Genomic DNA, 17,333 nt, shown 5'->3' with positions numbered 1-17,333 from the left:
TCAGGCGTCGGCATCGTCACCTTGCGCGTCACCGGTGGGTAAATCGAAACCCGTCTTGGCGAGCGTCGGCAAATCCCAGCCGTTCTTCGGCGTGAAGCGTTCGCCATAACGCTGGGCGAGGCGTTCGAGTTTGCCCTTCACCACGGCGGCGCCTTCGCTGCGCACGTACTGGATCGGACCGCCGCGGAACGGGGCAAAACCGGTGCCGAAGATCACGCCGGCATCGAGCAGGTCGGCATCGTCGACCACCTGGTCGGCCAGGCAGGCTACGGCTTCGTTGACCATGGGAAGGATCATGCGGTCCTGCAGGTCGGCGGGAACGGCATAGTCGGGATCGACTTCCGGTTTCACGGGCTTGCCGTCCTGCCAGACATAGATGCCCTGACCGTCCTTCTTGCCACGTTTGCCGGCAGCCAGCTTGTCTTCCAGGCCGGGCGGCAATTCCAGTCCAAGGAAGGGAGCGAGCTCCTTGCCGACGGACGCACAGACGTCCAGGCCTACCGTGTCGGCCAGTTCGATCGGGCCCATCGGCATGCCGAATTTCTTTGCTTCCTTGTCGAGCACCGGGCCCGGCACGCCTTCGCTGTACAGACGCATGGCTTCGAGCAGGTAAGGCATCAGGATGCGATTGACCAGGAAGCCTGGGGTTCCTTTGACCGCCACCGGCAACTTGCCGATAGCCTTGCAGAAGGCGAGCGCGCGCTGCTCGGCGTTCGCATCGAGCTGATCGTGACGTACCACTTCCACCAGCGGCATCTGCGCCACCGGGTTGAAGAAGTGCAGGCCAAGGAAGCGCTGTGGCGCCTTCAGGCCGACGCGCAGTTCGTCCAGCGGAATGCTCGACGTATTGGTGGCGAGCAGTTCGTTGGATTGGAACTGCGGCTCGATGGTCGCGTACAGCGCCTTCTTCGCCTCGGCATTCTCGAAGATCGCTTCGATCGCCAGGTCGGCCGTGGCCACGCCTTTGCCTTCCACGTCGGCGCGCAGGCGACGAACCGCCGCATCGACCTTGTCGGCCGTCTTGAGCTTCTTTTCGTAGAGCTGGCGGGCGCGATCCAGCGCGGGCTGGATGAACTTCATCTCGCGGTCCTGCAGCGTGACCTCGAAGCCCTTGAAGGCCGCCCAGGCCGCGATATCGCCGCCCATCACGCCAGCGCCGACTACGTGCACATGCTTGATGCCGTGCTCGATACCGCTGCCTTGACTCTTCATGCGTTCCTGCAAGAAGAAGATGCGGATCAGGTTCTGCGCCGTCGAGGTTTCGGCCAGCTTGGCCACCGAGCGCGCCTCGAGCTTGAGGCGTTGCTGGATGCTGGCGCCTCCGCGTTTCCATACGTCGATCAAGGCGAACGGTGCGGGGTAGTGCTCCTTGCGTACCTTGGCGGCCGTCTGTTTGATCACCATCGGCGCGAGCAGCTGGCGCGCCAGCCAGGTGTTGGTAGCCCAGGCTTTCGCGCGCAGGGCGAACGGGCGTGCATGCGGGCGACGCAGCAGGGCGCGGGCCTCGGCCAGCAATTCGGCGGGCGGTGCGAGCCGGTCGACCACGCCCAGTGCCAAGGCGCGTTTGGCCGACAAAGCCTTGCCGGTAAGCATGACGGGCAGGGCATCGGTGGCGCCGATCAATCGCGGAAGGCGGGCCGTGCCGCCCCAACCCGGATGGATGCCCAGCATCACTTCGGGCAGCCCGATGCGCGTCTTGTCGTCATCGGCGGCGATGCGCTGGCGGCAGGCCAGGATCAGTTCGGTGCCGCCGCCCATGCAGGCGCCATGGATGGCTGCCACGGTGGGGCAAGGCAGGCGGGCCAGCGATTCGTACACGCGCTGGCCGTTCTCGATGTTCTCCAGCACCGTGCCCTGTTGGGCGTAGGTGACGAATTCCTTGATGTCAGCGCCTACGGCAAAGCCGAACGGCTTGGCCGAATGGATCAGCACGCCGGCCGGCTTCTCGATGGCCAGGCGCTCCACGATCTGGCCCAGTTCGTCCAGCACGTCGCGCGAAATGGAGTTGACCTTGCTGCCGGCGCGATCGAGGGAGAGGGTGACGATGCCGCTGTCATCCAGGCTCGTCTTCCAATGATTGAAGCGCAATCCTTCGAACATGGGGATAAAGAGAGTGGCCACGAGGCCTTGCACCATACCCTCCCGTAGCGAGGATTGCGAGACGACCCGGGGGAGGATGAACACCCTGTAAAAACCCGTGCTGTGCGCTGCCGCATGAAATGCGCCACCGTTTCCGGCGAGGCTGGCTCCCTCCCTATGCGAACCGCCGCAGAACACGTAATTTAGACCGGAATGAATACCTCCATCGCCACTCCCGCCAGCCCCTTGCAGGGCGGCGCCGAAATCCTCGAGCGCATCCTCGCGGCCCGGGGCAATCTGATTGCGCTCGAGGGCGGCGACAAGGTCGGCCTGGTCGGGCTGCTGCGCCCGCTGGTACGGCGCAGCGGACAGGCCGTCTACTTGTGGAATCCGGAGTTGGGACTGGGCAACCTGCGCGAGGAGCATGTCGGCTTGCCCGGCTCGCAGCGCCTCAACATCGCGCTGCGCTACATGCTGCAGAGCAATCATTTCGGCATCTATCTGCTGCAGCGCCTGCCGCTTCCGCTGCCGATGGCCGACGCCACCTTGCTGCGCCAGCTGGCGCGCGCCACCTCCGGGCACGTGCGCCGCGTGGTCATGCTCGATCCGCCGGAGTCCTTCGTGGCCAGTTTCAACGACGTGCTGGTGCGTCTGAGCTGCCAGTCCGAGCCCGCCCAGCGTCCGCGCCTGCGCGACGGTCGTTGGATCCTCTGATATGACGAGCAACGCGGGCATCCTGGTCGTTGCCGCGCAGCGTGAGCTGCGCCGAGCCCTGTTCGACACGTTCGATCGTGACGGGCATTTCGTGGTGCATTCCGCCCGCGATGCCACCCACGCAGGCATCCTGCTCGAGGGTCGGCCGCCGCTGGCGCTGATCGTGATCGTGTTCGAGGGCGATGGTCGCGAGGGCATGGCGGGCATCGATGTTTTGCGCGGCGTACCGGCCTGCATCGGGGCGCCCATTCTGGCCGTGCTCGACGACGCAGCCGTGCTCAAGCCCAATGTATTGCCAGCGGGCATTGCCGATTGGCTGTATGCCTCGCAGATCGAGCACGAACTGCTCTCGCGCTGGCAGCGGGTCCATCGCATGGTTGCACGACAGGACAGCAGCGGCGAAGGCCTGGCAACGGCAACGGGTGGCGACTATCGCTTTGCCTTCGACGAGGTCGACAGCGAGTGGTTGATCGTCGACCCCGTGCGTGGCCAGCTGGTCGATTTCAGTCCGGCCGTAGCGCGCAACAGCGGGCTAGGCGATCACGAATTGCGCGGCCGGCCGCTCAAGGACGTGCTGGCCTTCAAGGACGCGACCATCGAGCAGGTGATTGCCGAAGGTTCGCGCCAGTGGCATGCCGGCCGTCGACGTTCATCGCGTGGTGCCGATGCTGGCGAGGCCAGCGCACGAGCGATTCAGCACGCCGGTCGCGATGCTGTCGCCTTGATGTTCCGCAGCGATCGGGCCAGTGCCCGCGCCGAAGTGGCGCTCAGCTTGCTGGCGCGCATGTTCGCCGCCGGCAGCGGCGACGAAGGCATCACCGAGGCGGCCCGCCTCCTGTTCGAGGAAATGGGCCTGGACTATGTCGCGGTCTGGTCCGCGCGACCCGACGAAGGCGGTGCGCCGGTACAGCTCGTGCAGTACTGGCGTGGCGACGAGCAGCTGTGGCCAGGGCCGCATCTGCAAAGCTCGTTGCGGCTGGTGCTGTCGGGTCAGGCCATGCTGCATCAGGCCGACGCCGGACGGCTTGCGCCGATGGATCCCTTGCTCGCGCAGCTGGGTCTGGCCGGTTTTGCGGGCTGGCCGCTGCAGGACGAGCGACGCACCGTGCTGGGCGCCTTGCTGGTCGGTACGCGCCAGCCGCTGCCGGCGCTGGACATCGTGCAGCCTGTACTTCGGTGCGCCGCGTCGCGATTCGCGCACGCGATCGAGTTGCGTCATACGCGCGAGCAAGGCCGCGCCGAAGGTCTGCTCGATGCCTTGACCGGCCTGCCCAATCGCCTGTTGTTCAACGACCGACTGGATACGGTGATCCGCGAGGCCAATCGCACGGGCGAGTGCTTTGCGTTGCTGTTCGTCGATCTGGATCGCTTCAAGACCGTCAACGACACACTGGGTCACGCGGTCGGCGACCAGGTGTTGCTGACCACCACGCAGCGCTTGCGCGGCAGCGTGCGTGCCTCCGATACGGTGGCGCGCTATGCCGGCGACGAATTCGTGGTGATCCTGCGTCATATCGTCAAGAACGAAGACGTGCTGCGCATCGCCGAGAAGATCGTGCAGGTGATGGGTGCCCCTTTGCGCATCGACGACGGCACGGAGCTGCAAGTGACGGCGTCGATCGGCGTGAGCTTCTTCCCCGACGATGCCCCCGACGCCGATACGCTGCTCAAGCACGCCGACGAGGCGATGTATGCCGCCAAGAGCCTGGGCCGCAACAACTATCAGATCTTCGAAGGCAGCGCCGAGCAGTCGCAGCAGCAGAACCTCGCGCTGAAATCCGGCCTGCGCCATGCCGAGCACAAGGGCGAGCTGCGCGTGTTCTACCAGCCGCAGGTGGATGCGGTCACTGAAGACATCGTGGGCATGGAGGCGCTGGTTCGCTGGGAGCACCCGGAACTGGGTTTCATCGGCCCGGGCTTCTTCATTCCACTGGCCGAGGAAACCGGGCTGATCGTTTCCATCGGCGAATGGGTATTGCGCGCGGCCTGCCGGCACGCCCAGGAATGGGAGCGCCGCTTCGGTCTCGGCCTGCGACTGGGCGTGAATCTGTCGGCGGTGCAGCTGATGCAGCCCAACCTGCTGGAAGTGGTCTCGGCCGCGCTCGATGAAAGCGGGCTGGAGGCCAACCTGCTGGAAATGGAGATCACCGAAAGCATCAGCATCAAGGCCGCGCCCAACCTGGTGGAGAACCTGCAAGGCCTGCACCGGCTAGGCGTGCGCATCGCGATCGACGACTTCGGCACCGGTGCCGCTTCGCTCGATTACCTGCGCAAGCTGCCGGCCGATCGCATCAAGATCGACCAGAGTTTCGTCAAGAACATCGGCGTGGATCCCGATGACGAGGCTATCGTGCGCGCCACCATCGAGATGGCGCACCGCCTCAAGCGTGGCGTAGTGGCCGAGGGCGTGGAGACCGAGCAGCACATGGAATTCCTGCGCGCCAACGACTGCGATGAACTGCAGGGCTTCCTGTTCTGCCGTCCGCTGCCGCAGCCGGTGTTCGAGAAGCTGTTGCTGGAGCGCCAGCGCCTGCTGGCCGGCATCAGCGATGCCGCCGCATGACTTGCGTGCGCCGCGAAGAGCCCCATACTCAAGGGTAGGGCGCCCGATGCGCCCGTGGGCCGCACTGCTGGGGCGGTGGTGGTCCTTTCGTCATGACCGGTGCTCCCTTAGGAGTGCCCATGCGTTTCCACCATCGGTGTCGCCGCGTTGGCGCACTTGTCGTCCCGGGGATGGGGGTCACTCTGAACTAGAACGTGAAGTTCTTGTCTGAGCAGCTCGCATCCATTCACAAGGCATCCCAGGGCGCGTGGCAGCATCGACGAAGGAGATGGCCCGGATGGGCGAAAATGAACTGGACAGCGCGCTGGTCGAGCGCGTCCAACAGGGGGACAAACGGGCCTTCGATCTACTGGTGCGCAAGTACCAGCACAAGGTCGTGGGCCTGGTCTCCCGTTATCTGAAGAACCACGCAGAATGTGAAGACGTGGCCCAGGAGGCCTTTATCCGCGCATGGAGGGCGATCGGGTCGTTCCGTGGCGAGAGTGCTTTCTATACTTGGCTGTACAAGATTGCCGTCAATACGGCCAAGAACCATCTGGTGGCCATGAGCCGCCGCCCGCCGGCCGACGATATCGCCATCGACGATGCCGCTTTCGTCCCCGGCGCCGACCGCATGCATGAGAGCGCCACCCCCGAGCGCGAACTCATGCGACAGGAAATTGAACAAACGGTATTTTCCACTGTCCAAGCCTTGCCTGAGGAATTGCGCACCGCGATCACCCTGCGTGAAGTGGACGGCCTCAGCTACGAGGAAATCGCCGAGGCGATGGGCTGTCCGATCGGTACGGTACGTTCACGTATATTTCGGGCGCGCGAAGCTATCGATGAAAAATTGCGGCCGCTGTTGTCGGACCGCGAGGGCAAGAACCCATGACAGATCATCAACGCGAAAACCTTTCTGCTGGCATGGACGGGCAACTGTCCAAGGAAGAATTGCGCTTTCTGCTGCGCCGGCTCGATCACGATGCGTCGCTGCAGCAGGAGTGGTCGCGCTATCACGTCGCCCGTGACGGTCTGCGTCGCGAGTTGCCGGCGCTGGCCTCCGCGGATTTTGCTACCCGCGTGATGCAGGCGATCGAGCGCGAAGGCGTCACCGTGCAGCAGGGCAAGCGGCGGCATTGGCTGCACTGGTCTGCCGGCGGCGCGATTGCCGCTGGCGTGGCTGTGGCCGCGCTGATGGTGGCCCAGCCGGCCGGGCAGGGCGCTGATCGTCTCTCGCCGCAAGTCGCTTCGGCAGCGGCTCCGGCCGCACAAGGCAACACCCAGGTCGCGCAGGCGGAAACGCCGGCCGTGGCGCCGCCGGGGCTCAACGTCTATTCCGAAGTGCCGTACAAGATGAGCCAGCAGGCCTCGGCCACGCTGGAGGGTGACAGTGGCACGCCGCTGTATTCGCGCAACAGCCTCACGCCCTACCGCGTCGCACGCTATCCGGTCGTCAGCAATGGCGATGGCCGCTATCTGCTGCTGATTCACCCGGACCAGCAGCCCGCGCAGTCCGCCGCCGGACCGCAATGATCCCAGGCCGTGTGTCCCTTGCCGCGGCCTGATCGTTCCCTTTCACCTCTCCATGCCTGCCTGATCTGCGGGCCGGCATGGTGTGCCCGAGACGCAGAAGGAGAGTAGTGCATGAATCGACTTGTCTTGCGGACGCTGTCGTGCAGCGTCTTGATGAGTTTGGCCCTGGCCGGCGGTGTGCAGGCCCAGAACGCGGCGCCGGCGGTGTCGGGTCTGCCCGATTTCACCGGCATCGTGCAGAAGAACGCGCCCTCGGTGGTGCATGTCGAGGCCAAGTTCAACGGCAAGAAGCAGACGAAGGCCCGTTCGGGCGCGCGCGGGATGCCCGATGCGCCGGACGATGACGACGATCCGCAGATGGACATGCTGCGGCGCTTCTTCGGCATGCCGATGATGCCTTCGCCGGAAGAGCAGCAGCACACTTCGCTGGGCTCGGGTTTCATCATCTCCGGTGATGGCTATGTGCTCACCAATAATCACGTGGTGGACGGCGCCGACACGGTGACCGTGCGCCTGCAGGATCGCCGCGTGCTCACGGCCAAGGTGGTGGGCAGCGATCCGCAGTACGACATCGCCCTGCTCAAGGTGGACCCGAAGGGCGGCCTGTCGCCGGTCTCGATTGGCGACTCGCGCACGCTCAAGCCGGGCCAGTGGGTGTTGGCGATCGGTTCGCCGTTCGGTTTTGATTACACCGTGACGCAAGGCATCGTCAGTGCGGTGGGACGCAACCTGGGCAGCCAGGATCAGCCGTATACCTCCTTCATCCAGACCGACGTGCCGATCAATCGCGGCAATTCAGGCGGTCCGCTGTTCGATCTGCAGGGCCGCGTGGTCGGCGTCAATTCGCAGATCTATTCCAATACCGGCGGTTACCAGGGCGTGGCGTTCTCCATTCCGATCGATGTGGCCATGAACGTGGTCAAGCAGATCAAGGAGAAGGGCTATGTGTCGCGCGGCCAGCTGGGCGTGATGGTGCAGCAGGTCAGCGACGACATGGTCAAGGCGCTGAAGCTGGACAATGCGAGCGGCGCGGCCGTGACGCAGGTGAACAAAGGCAGCGCCGCCGACAAGGCGGGCATCCGTCCAGGCGATGTGATCCTCGCGTACAACGGCCAGAGCATCAATCAAAGTGCGGACCTGCCGCCGCTGGTGGGCCAGACGCCCCCGGGCAGCAAGGCCACCCTCGAGATCCTGCGTGACGGCAAACGCGAGAATGTGCCGGTCACCGTGGCGGAAATGCCGCGCGACAAGAACGCCAAGATGGCCGCCGCCGACACGGAGCAGCCGGCGGCCAAGGCGGCGGCCAGCGCCCTGGGCCTGTCCGTTCAGGATCTTGACGGCGACAGTCGCCAGCAGCTTGGCCTCAAGGCTGGCGAAGGCGTGGGTATCAGCCAGGTGAGCGGTGCGGTGGCGACGCGGGCCGGCTTGCAGCCGGGCGACGTGATTCTGATGGTCAACCAGACCAAGGTGGGCACGGCAGCGGCTTTCCGCGAGGCCACCAAGGGCGCGAAGCCGGGCGATACCGTGCTTTTGCTGGTCCGCCATGGCGACCAGAGTGGATTCATCGGGCTGACCGTGCCCGGTGGCAAGGACGACTGACGTCACCGTGGCGGCGATGGCAGTCGCCGCGCGGTGACGGGTCGTGTTCCGGTCGCGTAGGGCCGGAACCAGCGGAGCGATGGGCGCTTGGGCCACCATCGCTCTTTTGGGAGGGATCGCGTGACGCCTCGCAACGAGGCGTTCCGATCTCGCTTATCCCCTTGAGATAGCCCGCTTTTCCCGATGCCCGAAGTGGCACGGTTCCATGCGATAATGCTGGGTTCGTGTGACCATCCCGGTCATGCGCTGCCTGCGCGTACCGCAGATCAGTGAACGCCGCTAGCGTGCTCCATGGAACTGATTCGAAATTTCTCCATCATTGCCCATATCGATCACGGCAAGTCCACCTTGGCGGACCGCATCATCCAGATCTGCGGCGGCTTGACCGAACGCGAAATGGAGGCGCAGGTGCTCGACAATAATCCGATCGAGCGCGAACGCGGCATCACCATCAAGGCGCAGTCGGTGTCGCTGCCGTACACGGCGCGCGACGGCAAGACGTATCAACTCAATTTCATCGACACCCCGGGACACGTCGACTTCTCTTATGAAGTCAGCCGCTCGCTGGCTGCGTGCGAAGGCGCGCTGCTGGTGGTGGACGCTGCGCAAGGCGTGGAAGCGCAGTCGGTGGCCAACTGTTACACCGCAGTGGAGATGGGGCTGGAGGTCGTGCCGGTCCTCAACAAGATCGACTTGCCGACGGCCGACCCGGAGAAAGTGAAGGGCGAGATCGAGGCGGTGATCGGCATCGATGCCGACGACGCCGTTGCGGTGAGCGCCAAGACCGGCCAGAACGTGGTGGAAGTGCTCGAGGCGATCGTCGCTCGCATTCCGCCGCCGAAGGTGGGCGATACCGATCGCCTGCAGGCGCTGATCATCGACTCCTGGTTCGACAATTATCTGGGTGTGGTCTCGCTGGTCCGCGTGATGCAGGGCGAGATCAAGCCGGGCGACAAGCTGCTGGTGATGTCCACCGGCCGCTCGCATGAAGTGAGCGAAGTGGGTGTATTCACGCCCAAGCGCAAGAAGCTCGACAAGCTGTCCCCGGGCGAAGTGGGCTGGATCAATGCGTCGATCAAGGACGTGCACGGCGCGCCCGTGGGCGACACGCTGACGCTGGCGGCCAAGCCCGCCGAGAAGCCGCTGGCTGGCTTCCAGACCATGCAGCCGCGCGTGTTCGCCGGTTTGTTTCCGGTATCGGCCGACGACTATCCGGCGCTGCGCGAGGCGCTCGACAAGCTGCGCCTGAATGACGCCGCGATGTTCTTCGAGCCGGAGAGCTCCGAGGCCATGGGCTTTGGTTTTCGTTGCGGCTTCCTCGGCATGCTGCACATGGAGATCGTGCAGGAGCGCCTGGAGCGCGAGTACGACCTGGACCTGATCAGCACGGCGCCGACCGTGGTGTACGAGGTGCTCAAGAGCGACGGCTCGATCTTGATGCTGGACAATCCGGCCAAGCTGCCGGCGTCGCATCTGATGCAGGAAATCCGCGAGCCCATCATCGTCGCCAGCATCCTCACGCCGGCCGACTACATCGGCAACATCATCACGCTGTGCGAGGAAAAGCGCGGCGTGCAGCGCTCCATCCAGTACCTGGCCACCCAGGTGCAGATCACCTATGAAATGCCGCTCGCCGAAGTTGTGCTCGACTTCTTCGATCGCCTGAAGTCGGTGTCGCGTGGCTATGCATCGATGGACTATCACTTCGAGCGCTTCGAAGCCGGCCCGTTCGTGCGCGTGGACGTGCTGATCAATGGCGACCGGGTGGATGCGTTGAGCCTGATCGTGCACCGTGTCCATGCCGAGCGCCGTGGTCGCGACCTGGTCGAGCGCATGAAGGATCTGATTCCGCGCCAGCAGTTTGACGTGGCCATCCAGGCGGCCATTGGTGCTCAGATCGTCGCGCGCTCCACCGTGAAGGCGCTGCGAAAGAATGTGCTGGCCAAATGCTACGGCGGCGACGTCAGCCGCAAGAAGAAGCTGCTGGAGAAGCAGAAGGAAGGCAAGAAGCGCATGAAGCAGGTGGGCCGTGTGGAGATTCCGCAGGAAGCCTTCCTTGCCGTCCTGAAGGTGGATAAGTAAAGCTGAGCTTGTTGCAGCGATGGCGGGACGCCTTCTGGCGCCCGACCGATCGATGGTTCCCTGTCACACCCTCGTTCCACTGCTCCTGAGGAGCTTTCAATGGATTTTGATTTTTCGGCGATTCTGCTTGGCCTGACTGTGCTGTTCGGCGTGGTATGGGGTCTGGACCGCCTGTTCTTCTACAAGTCGCGCAAGGCCAAGGCCGACGCGGCAGGCAAGGAACCGCACGAGCCGGTGGCGGTGGACTGGGCTCGCTCGCTGTTCCCGGTAGTGCTGGTGGTGCTGGTGCTGCGCTCGTTCGTGGCCGAGCCGTTCCGGATCCCGTCCGGTTCGATGATGCCGACGCTGGACGTGGGCGACTTCATCCTGGTCAACAAGTTTGCCTATGGCCTGCGCCTGCCGGCCTTCAACAACAAGTTCGTCAGCCTGGGCGAGCCCAAGCGCGGCGACGTGGTGGTGTTCCGCTTCCCGGGTTATCTGTGCGAAGACGGCGGCAAGCTGGTACGCAGCGGCGACCAGAGCTGCGCCGATCCGCATGCCCCGGTGCCGAACCAGAACTGGATCAAGCGCATCATCGGCATGCCGGGCGACCGGGTCGAGATGCATGGCGACCAGCTGATCGTGAACGGTGAACCGGTGGCCGCAGACCTCATCGGCCCGTACGAAGGCGATCCCAAGCGCGCCGAGTCGCGCCTGATGCTGGAAATGGGCGCCACGGTGTGGAACGAACACCTGCCGAACGGGCTGGGCGGGGTGGTCAACCATCTGACCGCGCGCATGCCCAACTACGCGGTGCCGCCGCCGCTGCCCAATGCGCATGTGCCGCTGGTGGTGCCGCAGGGCTGCTACCTGGCCATGGGCGACAACCGCTACAACAGTACCGACAGCCGCTGGTGGGGCTGCCTGCCGGAGCAGAACCTGGCCGGCAAGGCCTTCCTGATCTGGCTGAGCTGGACCGGCTCGAGCGTGGCCTTCCATCGCATGGGCACGGTCATTCATTAAAAGCGTGACGGGCATAGGTACGCGCCCGGTGTCGTTCGAGCCAGCTTGGCGCGACAATGCACGCGCCAAGCCGCCTCCGGGGCGGCTGGGTGGCGTCTTGCCAGTTAACCGGGTATCGCCGTAAGGCGGCATAGCGAGGGGACTATGAAATCGAAGCAAACGGGCATCACCCTGATCGGGTTTCTCGTCGTATTGATGGTCGTGGCGTTTTTTGGCTACATGGCCATGAAGCTGGTGCCGGCCTATACCGAGTTCATGGGCGTGACCAAGGCCATGAACCAGCTGGCGACTGAAGGTGGTCCCAAGTCGGTAACCCAGGTCCGCAACGACCTGATGAAGAAGCTGGATTTCCAGTACGTGAGCGACGACACCATCACGCCGCAGGACATCACCATCAAGCGCACTGGCAATGCCTCGTCGCTCAATATCAGCTACGACAAGCGCATTCCGTTTATGTACAACATCGACTTCCTGTTGCACTTCGAAAAGAGCGTGGCGCTGCAGGGTAATGTCGAAGGTTAAGCACAGGCCCAGGATTTGACCAAGCTCGCCTATTGTTTTCGTGATCCTGCCCTCGCAGTACTGGCGCTGACGCATCGCAGCGCCGGGAAGCCCAACAACGAGCGGCTGGAATTCCTGGGCGATGCCTTGCTTGGTGTCGTGGTTGCCGAGCTGCTGTATGAGGCTCACCCGAACGCGAGCGAGGGCGAGCTGTCCCGCTTGCGCGCGCAGCTGGTGAACGGTCAGGCACTGGCCGTCATCGCGCGCGAACTGGAGCTGGGCGATGAGCTCAAGCTGGGCTCGGGTGAATTGAAGAGCGGCGGTTTTCGCCGCGATTCCATCCTCGCCGACGCTTTCGAGGCCCTGTTGGCGGCGGTGTATCTCGACGCTGGTTTCGAGGCGTGTCGCAACGTGGTGCGCGGCCTGTTCGAGCCGCTGGTGGCGGCTATTCCGCGCTCTTCCAAGGACGCCAAGACCCGCTTGCAGGAGTTGCTGCAGGCGCACGGCTGGCCCTTGCCGCAGTACGATCTGATCGACAGCCATGGCGAAGACCACGCCAAGACCTTCGATGTCTCGTGCGAAATCAACGAACCGGCACCCATCCGGGCCGAGGGGCATGGCACCAGCCGCCGTGCCGCTGAACAGGACGCCGCTGAAACCGTGCTGCGCCTAATGCAGGAAGTGAACTCATGAACGACAACGACGAACTCGATCTCGGCGCGCCGGCCGAACTTCCCCACGACGATTTTCGCTGCGGCACCGTAGCGCTCGCGGGGCGTCCCAACGTGGGCAAGTCCACCTTGCTCAATGCGCTGATCGGGTTTCGCCTGTCCATTGTCAGCCCGCGTCCGCAGACCACCCGTCACCGCATCCTCGGCATCGCCACCAGCGAGGCCGGCCAGATCATGTACGTGGATACGCCGGGCCTGCATCGCGGCGCCAAGCGCGCCATGAACCGCAGCCTCAACCGTGCCGCGCGCTCGGCGATCAGCGAAGTGGATGTGGTGGTGCAGGTGATCGAGGCGGGACGCTGGACCGATGAAGACGAGGCGCTTTACGACGCCCTGGTCGAGCAGAAAGTGCCGCGCCTGCTGGTGATCAACAAGGTCGACCTGGCCAAGGACAAGACCACCATGCTGCCCTTCGTGGCGGAGCTGATGGCACGCCACAGCTTCGATGAAGTGCACTACGTCAGCGCGCTCAAGGAGAAGGGGCTGAAGGAGCTGGAGTCAGGCATCCTCAAGCGCCTGCCGGTGCAGCCGCCGGTGTTTGGCGAAGACGAAGTCACCGATCGAAGCGAGCGTTTCCTCGCCGCTGAAATGGTGCGCGAGCAGCTCATGCTGCGCCTGGACCAGGAGCTCCCGTACGCCACCACGGTGGAGATCGAGCAGTTCAGCGATCGTCCCGATGGCATCGCCGAAATCCACGCGGTGATCTGGGTGGAACGCGATGGCCAGAAGGCCATCGTTATCGGCAATGGCGGTGCGCAGCTCAAGGCGATCGGCACGTCGGCGCGTCGCCATATGGAGCGCACCTTCGAGCGCAAGGTTTTCCTTCGCCTGTGGGTGAAGGTGCGCGAAGGCTGGGTCGACGACGAGACCATGCTGAAGAAATTCGGGTACACCGATTGAGCCTGCGCATGCGTGGCTCTGCCTGGTATGCCTGACCATCGCAGGTCAGGCGCGATCATCCACTGATTGGGTCCGACAGCCACCGCCATGCGTATCGAGCAGCAGCCGGCCTATGTGCTTCATTCGCGGCCTTATCGCGAGACCTCGCTGTTGCTTGAATGCCTGACGCGCGACCACGGACGCCTGGGCATCGTGGCGCGTGGCGTGCGGCGCGAGCGTGCCCGGGTGCAGCGTGCGCAACTGGAGCCTTTCCAGCGGTTGTCGCTGGATCTGCTGTTGCGCGGCGAACTGGCCACCTTGCAGACTGCGGAACATACCAGCCCGCCGTTGCGTCTGATGGGTGATGCCGGTCTTGCGGGGCTTTATCTCAATGAGCTCTGCGTGCGGCTGACCGGTCGCCAGGATCCCTTGCCTGATTTGTTCGAGGCGTATGCGCGTACCTTGCCGCGCCTTGCGGGTGGCGAGCCGTTGGCCTGGACGCTGCGGCGTTTCGAGCGCGACCTGCTCGAAGCCATCGGCTATGGCCTGCAGCTGGAAGTCGAAGCGGAGTCCGGCGAGCCGCTGGAACCGACGCGGCTCTACCGCTATGTCGTGGAGCAGGGGCCTGCACCGTGCCGCCCGGGAACGGCGCATGCCTTGCGCGGTGTCGATCTGCTCGCCCTGGCCGGCGACGAGATGCCCGATACCGCTGGACTGTCTGCCCTGCGCAGCATGATGCGCGAGGTGATCCGCTTTCATCTGGGCGGTGGGGAGCTGCGGGCGTGGCACGTGCTGGGTGCGGCGTTGTCGCGTCGCTGAGCTCAGGCGGTCGTTTCGCCGCCCAGCGCTTCGATGGTGGCCAGCAGCGAGCGACGAAAGCGCGACAGCGGCGCCAGCGAACCGGAATGCTTGAGCTTGAGATGGCGCTGCAGCAACGTTGCCTGGACGCCGAGCGCCGCTGCGCCGCAGAAGCCGCAGGACGAACGCAGTCGATGCATGCGATCGGCGAGTGCTTCGGTATCGTCCAGCAGCGCATCAAGATCCTGATACAGTCCCGCCAACTCCGCGCGTAGCAGCGTGCGCATCGCCCTCACCACATCCGCGTCGCCCATGGTGGCGATCGCCTGCTCGTCATCCAACAACGGCACGGCGGCAGCGCCCGCATAGACCAGCGCGAGGATGCGACGCAGGTCGGCCAGGCTGCAGGGCTTTTGCAGCACCTCGCTGAATTCTGCGGAAAGCAGGCGTTGCCGTTCGATGACATCCATCTCGGCGCTGGTGGCGACGGCGGTGCAATCGCTGGAGCGTGCCTGCGGATCGTGGCGCAAGGCGGTGAGCACTTCCTCGGCGCCTGCGCCGGGCATGCGGCAATCCAGCAGGAGCAGGTCGAAGGCCTCGTGGCGTGCCATGGCAATCGCCGAAGGGCCGTCATGGCAGGCATGCGCATGCAAACCGAGGCTGCGCAGGGCTTCCACCAGGAAAAGACGGCTGCTCGGGTCGTCGTCGGCCACCAGGGCGCGGACGGTGATGGGCGCGCTCCGATGGCCTGAAGGCTCGCTGGAAAGCGTGTGTTGCATGACTTGTCCGTGTCGTTCAGCTGATTTTGGCAGAATGGCGCTTCATGCGCCCCACATCAAGCCAACTTATTCTCACTCTCTGCATGCTCTTTTGGGCGTGCTGGTCGCTGCCAGCCCGCGCCGATGTTGCGCTGGGCGCCAAGACGGTGACCGTTCCCGGGCTGAAGATGCAGGGCGTGCAGTCGCAGATCGGCGAAGACGGGGAGGGTGGCCTCAAGCTCAGTCTGCGCGCGGCCAAGGCCGACGTACCGGCGATGGGCTGGAAGCGCGTCGGCGTGGACCTGCAGGGGGTGCTCCAGCGTGACACCCATATGCGCTGGTTGTTCGATGGCACCGCCCAGCTTGCCGGTGCTCCGGGCGCGGCACTGAGCAACGCCAAGGTGTCGATGGTGATCGACGAGGCGGCCAATACGCTGCAGATCGACCTGACCCAGGGCGCGATCCAGGCGAGCACGGCCTTGCCGCTGGACCAGCCGACCCACGCCCAGATCAGCCTCAAGGGCGTGCCGCTGGCCTGGTTGCAGGGCTTGTTGAGCACGGTCTGGTCCGGACGAGCCACCGGCGGCAAGCTTGATGCGGACATGGCGCTGGATATTCAGGACAAGGGCCTGCAGGCGTCGGGTCAGTTCGCGCTGAACGGCGGTGGGTTCGATACGCCTGGTGGCGCGCTGGCCGGCCAATCGGTCAATGGCAACGGTCGACTCAACCTCGACACGACCAGCGCACCCACCCGCATCGACCTGGATGCCAGCCTGCGCGGTGGCGAGCTGCTGTTGGGCCCCATCTATGCGCGACTGCCCGATCACCCCGTGCAGCTGAGCCTGTCCGCCGCGACGCGCAACGGCGCGGTCGATTTCAATCGCCTGCGCGTGGCCGATGCCGATGCCCTGCAGCTTGAGGGCGCCATGTCGTTCAACGCCAAGGGCGACCTGCAGCAGCTCAAGCTCGATCGCCTGCAGTCGCGCTTCCCGGCGGCGTACCAGCGGTACGGGCAGGCATGGCTGGCGACGCTGGGCTTGCGCGACATGCGCATCGATGGCGAGCTAAGCGGCAATCTCGATCTGGGCGCCGATGGCCTGCGCAGTTTTGCTTTCGACACCGACGGGCTGGACGCCGCCGATGCCGACGGGCGCCTGGCCGTGAAAGGTTTGCGCGGCGGTCTCGATTGGAATGCCAGCAACGACCGCCCGGTGACCTCGATGTCGTGGCAGGCCCTGCAGGTCTACCGCATACCCAACGGTGCCACGCAGTTGCGCTGGCAGAGCAAGGGTGGCGCCTTGACCCTGCAGCGCGCGGTGGATATTCCGGTGCTGAACGGGCGTGTGCATGTGGGCGATCTGGCGTGGCGCCCGGCCGCTGCGAAGGGGCGCCGACTGGAAACCTCGCTCGCTTTCGCCGGCATCGACATGGCCTCGTTCTCACGCACCATGGGCTGGCCCGAGTTCCCGGGGACCCTGGGCGGCGCCATTCCCGCCTTGCGCTGGGTGGATGATCGCTTTGAGCTCGAGGGTGGCCTGTCGGTCAATGTTTTCGATGGCTTTGTCGACATCACGCGACTGACTCTGCAGGGGCCCTTTGGCCCCAGTCCCGTGCTCACCGGCGACGTGCAATTGCGCCAGCTCGATCTGGCTGCCATGACCAGTGTGTTCGACTTCGGCAGCATCACCGGCCGTATGGACGGCTCCGTCAATGAGCTGCGCCTGGTCAACTGGAACCCGGTGGCGTTCAAGGCCAACCTGCTCGCCGGCAGCGGCGGGCGCATCAGTCAACGCGCCGTGAACAACCTGACGGCCGTCGGTGGCGGCGGCGTGGCAGCCGGTTTGCAGGGCGCCGTGCTCAAGTTGTTCAAGACCTTTGGCTATAAGCGCATCGGCCTCAATTGCACGTTGCAAGCGTCGGTATGCCATATGGGTGGCCTCGACAACGATGCCGATGGCTACACTATCGTCGAAGGCAGCGGCTTGCCGCGCCTGCAGGTGATTGGTCACCAGGCGCAGGTCGACTGGCCAACGCTCGTCCGTCGATTGAAGGCGGCTATGGAAGGCAATGGACCGGAAGTCCACTAGGGCAAAGCACGCCTTAGACCCATCC

General features: G+C 64.7%; 14 protein-coding genes. 12 read left to right on the top strand and 2 right to left on the bottom strand.

The window, feature by feature from the left end; genetic code table 11:
- Positions 1 to 2,100, bottom strand: coding sequence for a 3-hydroxyacyl-CoA dehydrogenase NAD-binding domain-containing protein (locus AC1DE1_RS02535; protein WP_477178911.1), 2,100 nt, complete (start codon positions 2,098 to 2,100; stop codon positions 1 to 3).
- A 192-nt stretch (positions 2,101 to 2,292) separates the two neighbouring features.
- Between AC1DE1_RS02535 and AC1DE1_RS02530 the strand changes: the two genes are divergently transcribed.
- The 11 genes from AC1DE1_RS02530 (at position 2,293) to recO (ending at position 14,484) form a co-directional block, all read left to right on the top strand.
- Positions 2,293 to 2,793, top strand: a complete 501-nt coding sequence (locus AC1DE1_RS02530; protein ID WP_046971628.1) for a hypothetical protein — start codon at positions 2,293 to 2,295, stop codon at positions 2,791 to 2,793.
- A gap of 1 nt (position 2,794) precedes the next feature.
- On the top strand, positions 2,795 to 5,356 hold the full coding sequence (locus AC1DE1_RS02525; RefSeq protein ID WP_477178889.1) for a putative bifunctional diguanylate cyclase/phosphodiesterase: 2,562 nt from the start codon (positions 2,795 to 2,797) through the stop codon (positions 5,354 to 5,356).
- 277 nt (positions 5,357 to 5,633) lie between these two features.
- Entirely contained in the window at positions 5,634 to 6,230 is a 597-nt protein-coding gene (gene rpoE / locus AC1DE1_RS02520; protein ID WP_046971630.1) for an RNA polymerase sigma factor RpoE, read from the top strand.
- Positions 6,227 to 6,871: a sigma-E factor negative regulatory protein gene (locus AC1DE1_RS02515; RefSeq protein WP_477175723.1), complete on the top strand. Its 645-nt coding sequence runs from the start codon at positions 6,227 to 6,229 to the stop codon at positions 6,869 to 6,871. Before rpoE ends, AC1DE1_RS02515 begins: the two co-directional genes overlap by 4 nt.
- Before the next feature lie 111 nt (positions 6,872 to 6,982).
- The gene (locus AC1DE1_RS02510; protein WP_477175722.1) at positions 6,983 to 8,470 is read left to right on the top strand and encodes a Do family serine endopeptidase; all 1,488 of its coding nucleotides are present in this window, start codon (positions 6,983 to 6,985) and stop codon (positions 8,468 to 8,470) included.
- A 291-nt stretch (positions 8,471 to 8,761) separates the two neighbouring features.
- The gene (gene lepA, locus AC1DE1_RS02505; RefSeq protein WP_441603237.1) at positions 8,762 to 10,552 is read left to right on the top strand and encodes a translation elongation factor 4; all 1,791 of its coding nucleotides are present in this window, start codon (positions 8,762 to 8,764) and stop codon (positions 10,550 to 10,552) included.
- Positions 10,553 to 10,651: 99 nt separating this feature from the next.
- Positions 10,652 to 11,554: a signal peptidase I gene (gene lepB / locus AC1DE1_RS02500; protein WP_441611248.1), complete on the top strand. Its 903-nt coding sequence runs from the start codon at positions 10,652 to 10,654 to the stop codon at positions 11,552 to 11,554.
- A 144-nt stretch (positions 11,555 to 11,698) separates the two neighbouring features.
- The gene (locus AC1DE1_RS02495; protein ID WP_441603239.1) at positions 11,699 to 12,076 is read left to right on the top strand and encodes a DUF4845 domain-containing protein; all 378 of its coding nucleotides are present in this window, start codon (positions 11,699 to 11,701) and stop codon (positions 12,074 to 12,076) included.
- Between the two features lie 15 nt (positions 12,077 to 12,091).
- Positions 12,092 to 12,748, top strand: coding sequence for a ribonuclease III (gene rnc / locus AC1DE1_RS02490; protein ID WP_441603240.1), 657 nt, complete (start codon positions 12,092 to 12,094; stop codon positions 12,746 to 12,748).
- Complete coding sequence (gene era, locus AC1DE1_RS02485; protein WP_477175721.1) at positions 12,745 to 13,686, top strand: GTPase Era; 942 nt, start codon at positions 12,745 to 12,747, stop codon at positions 13,684 to 13,686. The genes rnc and era overlap by 4 nt, the downstream gene beginning before the upstream one ends.
- Positions 13,687 to 13,773: 87 nt before the next feature.
- A complete protein-coding gene (gene recO, locus AC1DE1_RS02480; protein ID WP_477175720.1) occupies positions 13,774 to 14,484 on the top strand; it encodes a DNA repair protein RecO in 711 nt (236 codons plus the stop codon).
- A gap of 2 nt (positions 14,485 to 14,486) precedes the next feature.
- Here recO and AC1DE1_RS02475 read toward each other — a convergent pair whose 3' ends face one another.
- Positions 14,487 to 15,242 carry a response regulator gene (locus AC1DE1_RS02475; RefSeq protein ID WP_441603243.1) on the bottom strand — a complete coding sequence of 252 codons (756 nt, stop codon included), beginning with the start codon at positions 15,240 to 15,242 and terminating at the stop codon, positions 14,487 to 14,489.
- Between the two features lie 44 nt (positions 15,243 to 15,286).
- Between AC1DE1_RS02475 and AC1DE1_RS02470 the strand changes: the two genes are divergently transcribed.
- Positions 15,287 to 17,308, top strand: a complete 2,022-nt coding sequence (locus AC1DE1_RS02470; RefSeq protein ID WP_477175719.1) for an AsmA family protein — start codon at positions 15,287 to 15,289, stop codon at positions 17,306 to 17,308.
- Positions 17,309 to 17,333 lie beyond the last annotated feature (25 nt).

It is taken from the genome of Dyella sp. 05T440, assembly GCF_056395965.1.
This window is presented reverse-complemented; position numbering and strand designations above follow the sequence as displayed.

What these genes read in the sequence shown, in the direction of transcription:
- AC1DE1_RS02535 (WP_477178911.1), bottom strand. Translation starts at nt 2,100, where the DNA reads ATGTTCGAAGGATTGCGCTTCAATCATTGGAAGACGAGCCTGGATGAC.
- AC1DE1_RS02530 (WP_046971628.1), top strand. Translation starts at nt 2,293, where the DNA reads ATGAATACCTCCATCGCCACTCCCGCCAGCCCCTTGCAGGGCGGCGCC.
- AC1DE1_RS02525 (WP_477178889.1), top strand. Translation starts at nt 2,795, where the DNA reads ATGACGAGCAACGCGGGCATCCTGGTCGTTGCCGCGCAGCGTGAGCTG.
- rpoE (WP_046971630.1), top strand. Translation starts at nt 5,634, where the DNA reads ATGGGCGAAAATGAACTGGACAGCGCGCTGGTCGAGCGCGTCCAACAG.
- AC1DE1_RS02515 (WP_477175723.1), top strand. Translation starts at nt 6,227, where the DNA reads ATGACAGATCATCAACGCGAAAACCTTTCTGCTGGCATGGACGGGCAA.
- AC1DE1_RS02510 (WP_477175722.1), top strand. Translation starts at nt 6,983, where the DNA reads ATGAATCGACTTGTCTTGCGGACGCTGTCGTGCAGCGTCTTGATGAGT.
- lepA (WP_441603237.1), top strand. Translation starts at nt 8,762, where the DNA reads ATGGAACTGATTCGAAATTTCTCCATCATTGCCCATATCGATCACGGC.
- lepB (WP_441611248.1), top strand. Translation starts at nt 10,652, where the DNA reads ATGGATTTTGATTTTTCGGCGATTCTGCTTGGCCTGACTGTGCTGTTC.
- AC1DE1_RS02495 (WP_441603239.1), top strand. Translation starts at nt 11,699, where the DNA reads ATGAAATCGAAGCAAACGGGCATCACCCTGATCGGGTTTCTCGTCGTA.
- era (WP_477175721.1), top strand. Translation starts at nt 12,745, where the DNA reads ATGAACGACAACGACGAACTCGATCTCGGCGCGCCGGCCGAACTTCCC.
- recO (WP_477175720.1), top strand. Translation starts at nt 13,774, where the DNA reads ATGCGTATCGAGCAGCAGCCGGCCTATGTGCTTCATTCGCGGCCTTAT.
- AC1DE1_RS02475 (WP_441603243.1), bottom strand. Translation starts at nt 15,242, where the DNA reads ATGCAACACACGCTTTCCAGCGAGCCTTCAGGCCATCGGAGCGCGCCC.
- AC1DE1_RS02470 (WP_477175719.1), top strand. Translation starts at nt 15,287, where the DNA reads ATGCGCCCCACATCAAGCCAACTTATTCTCACTCTCTGCATGCTCTTT.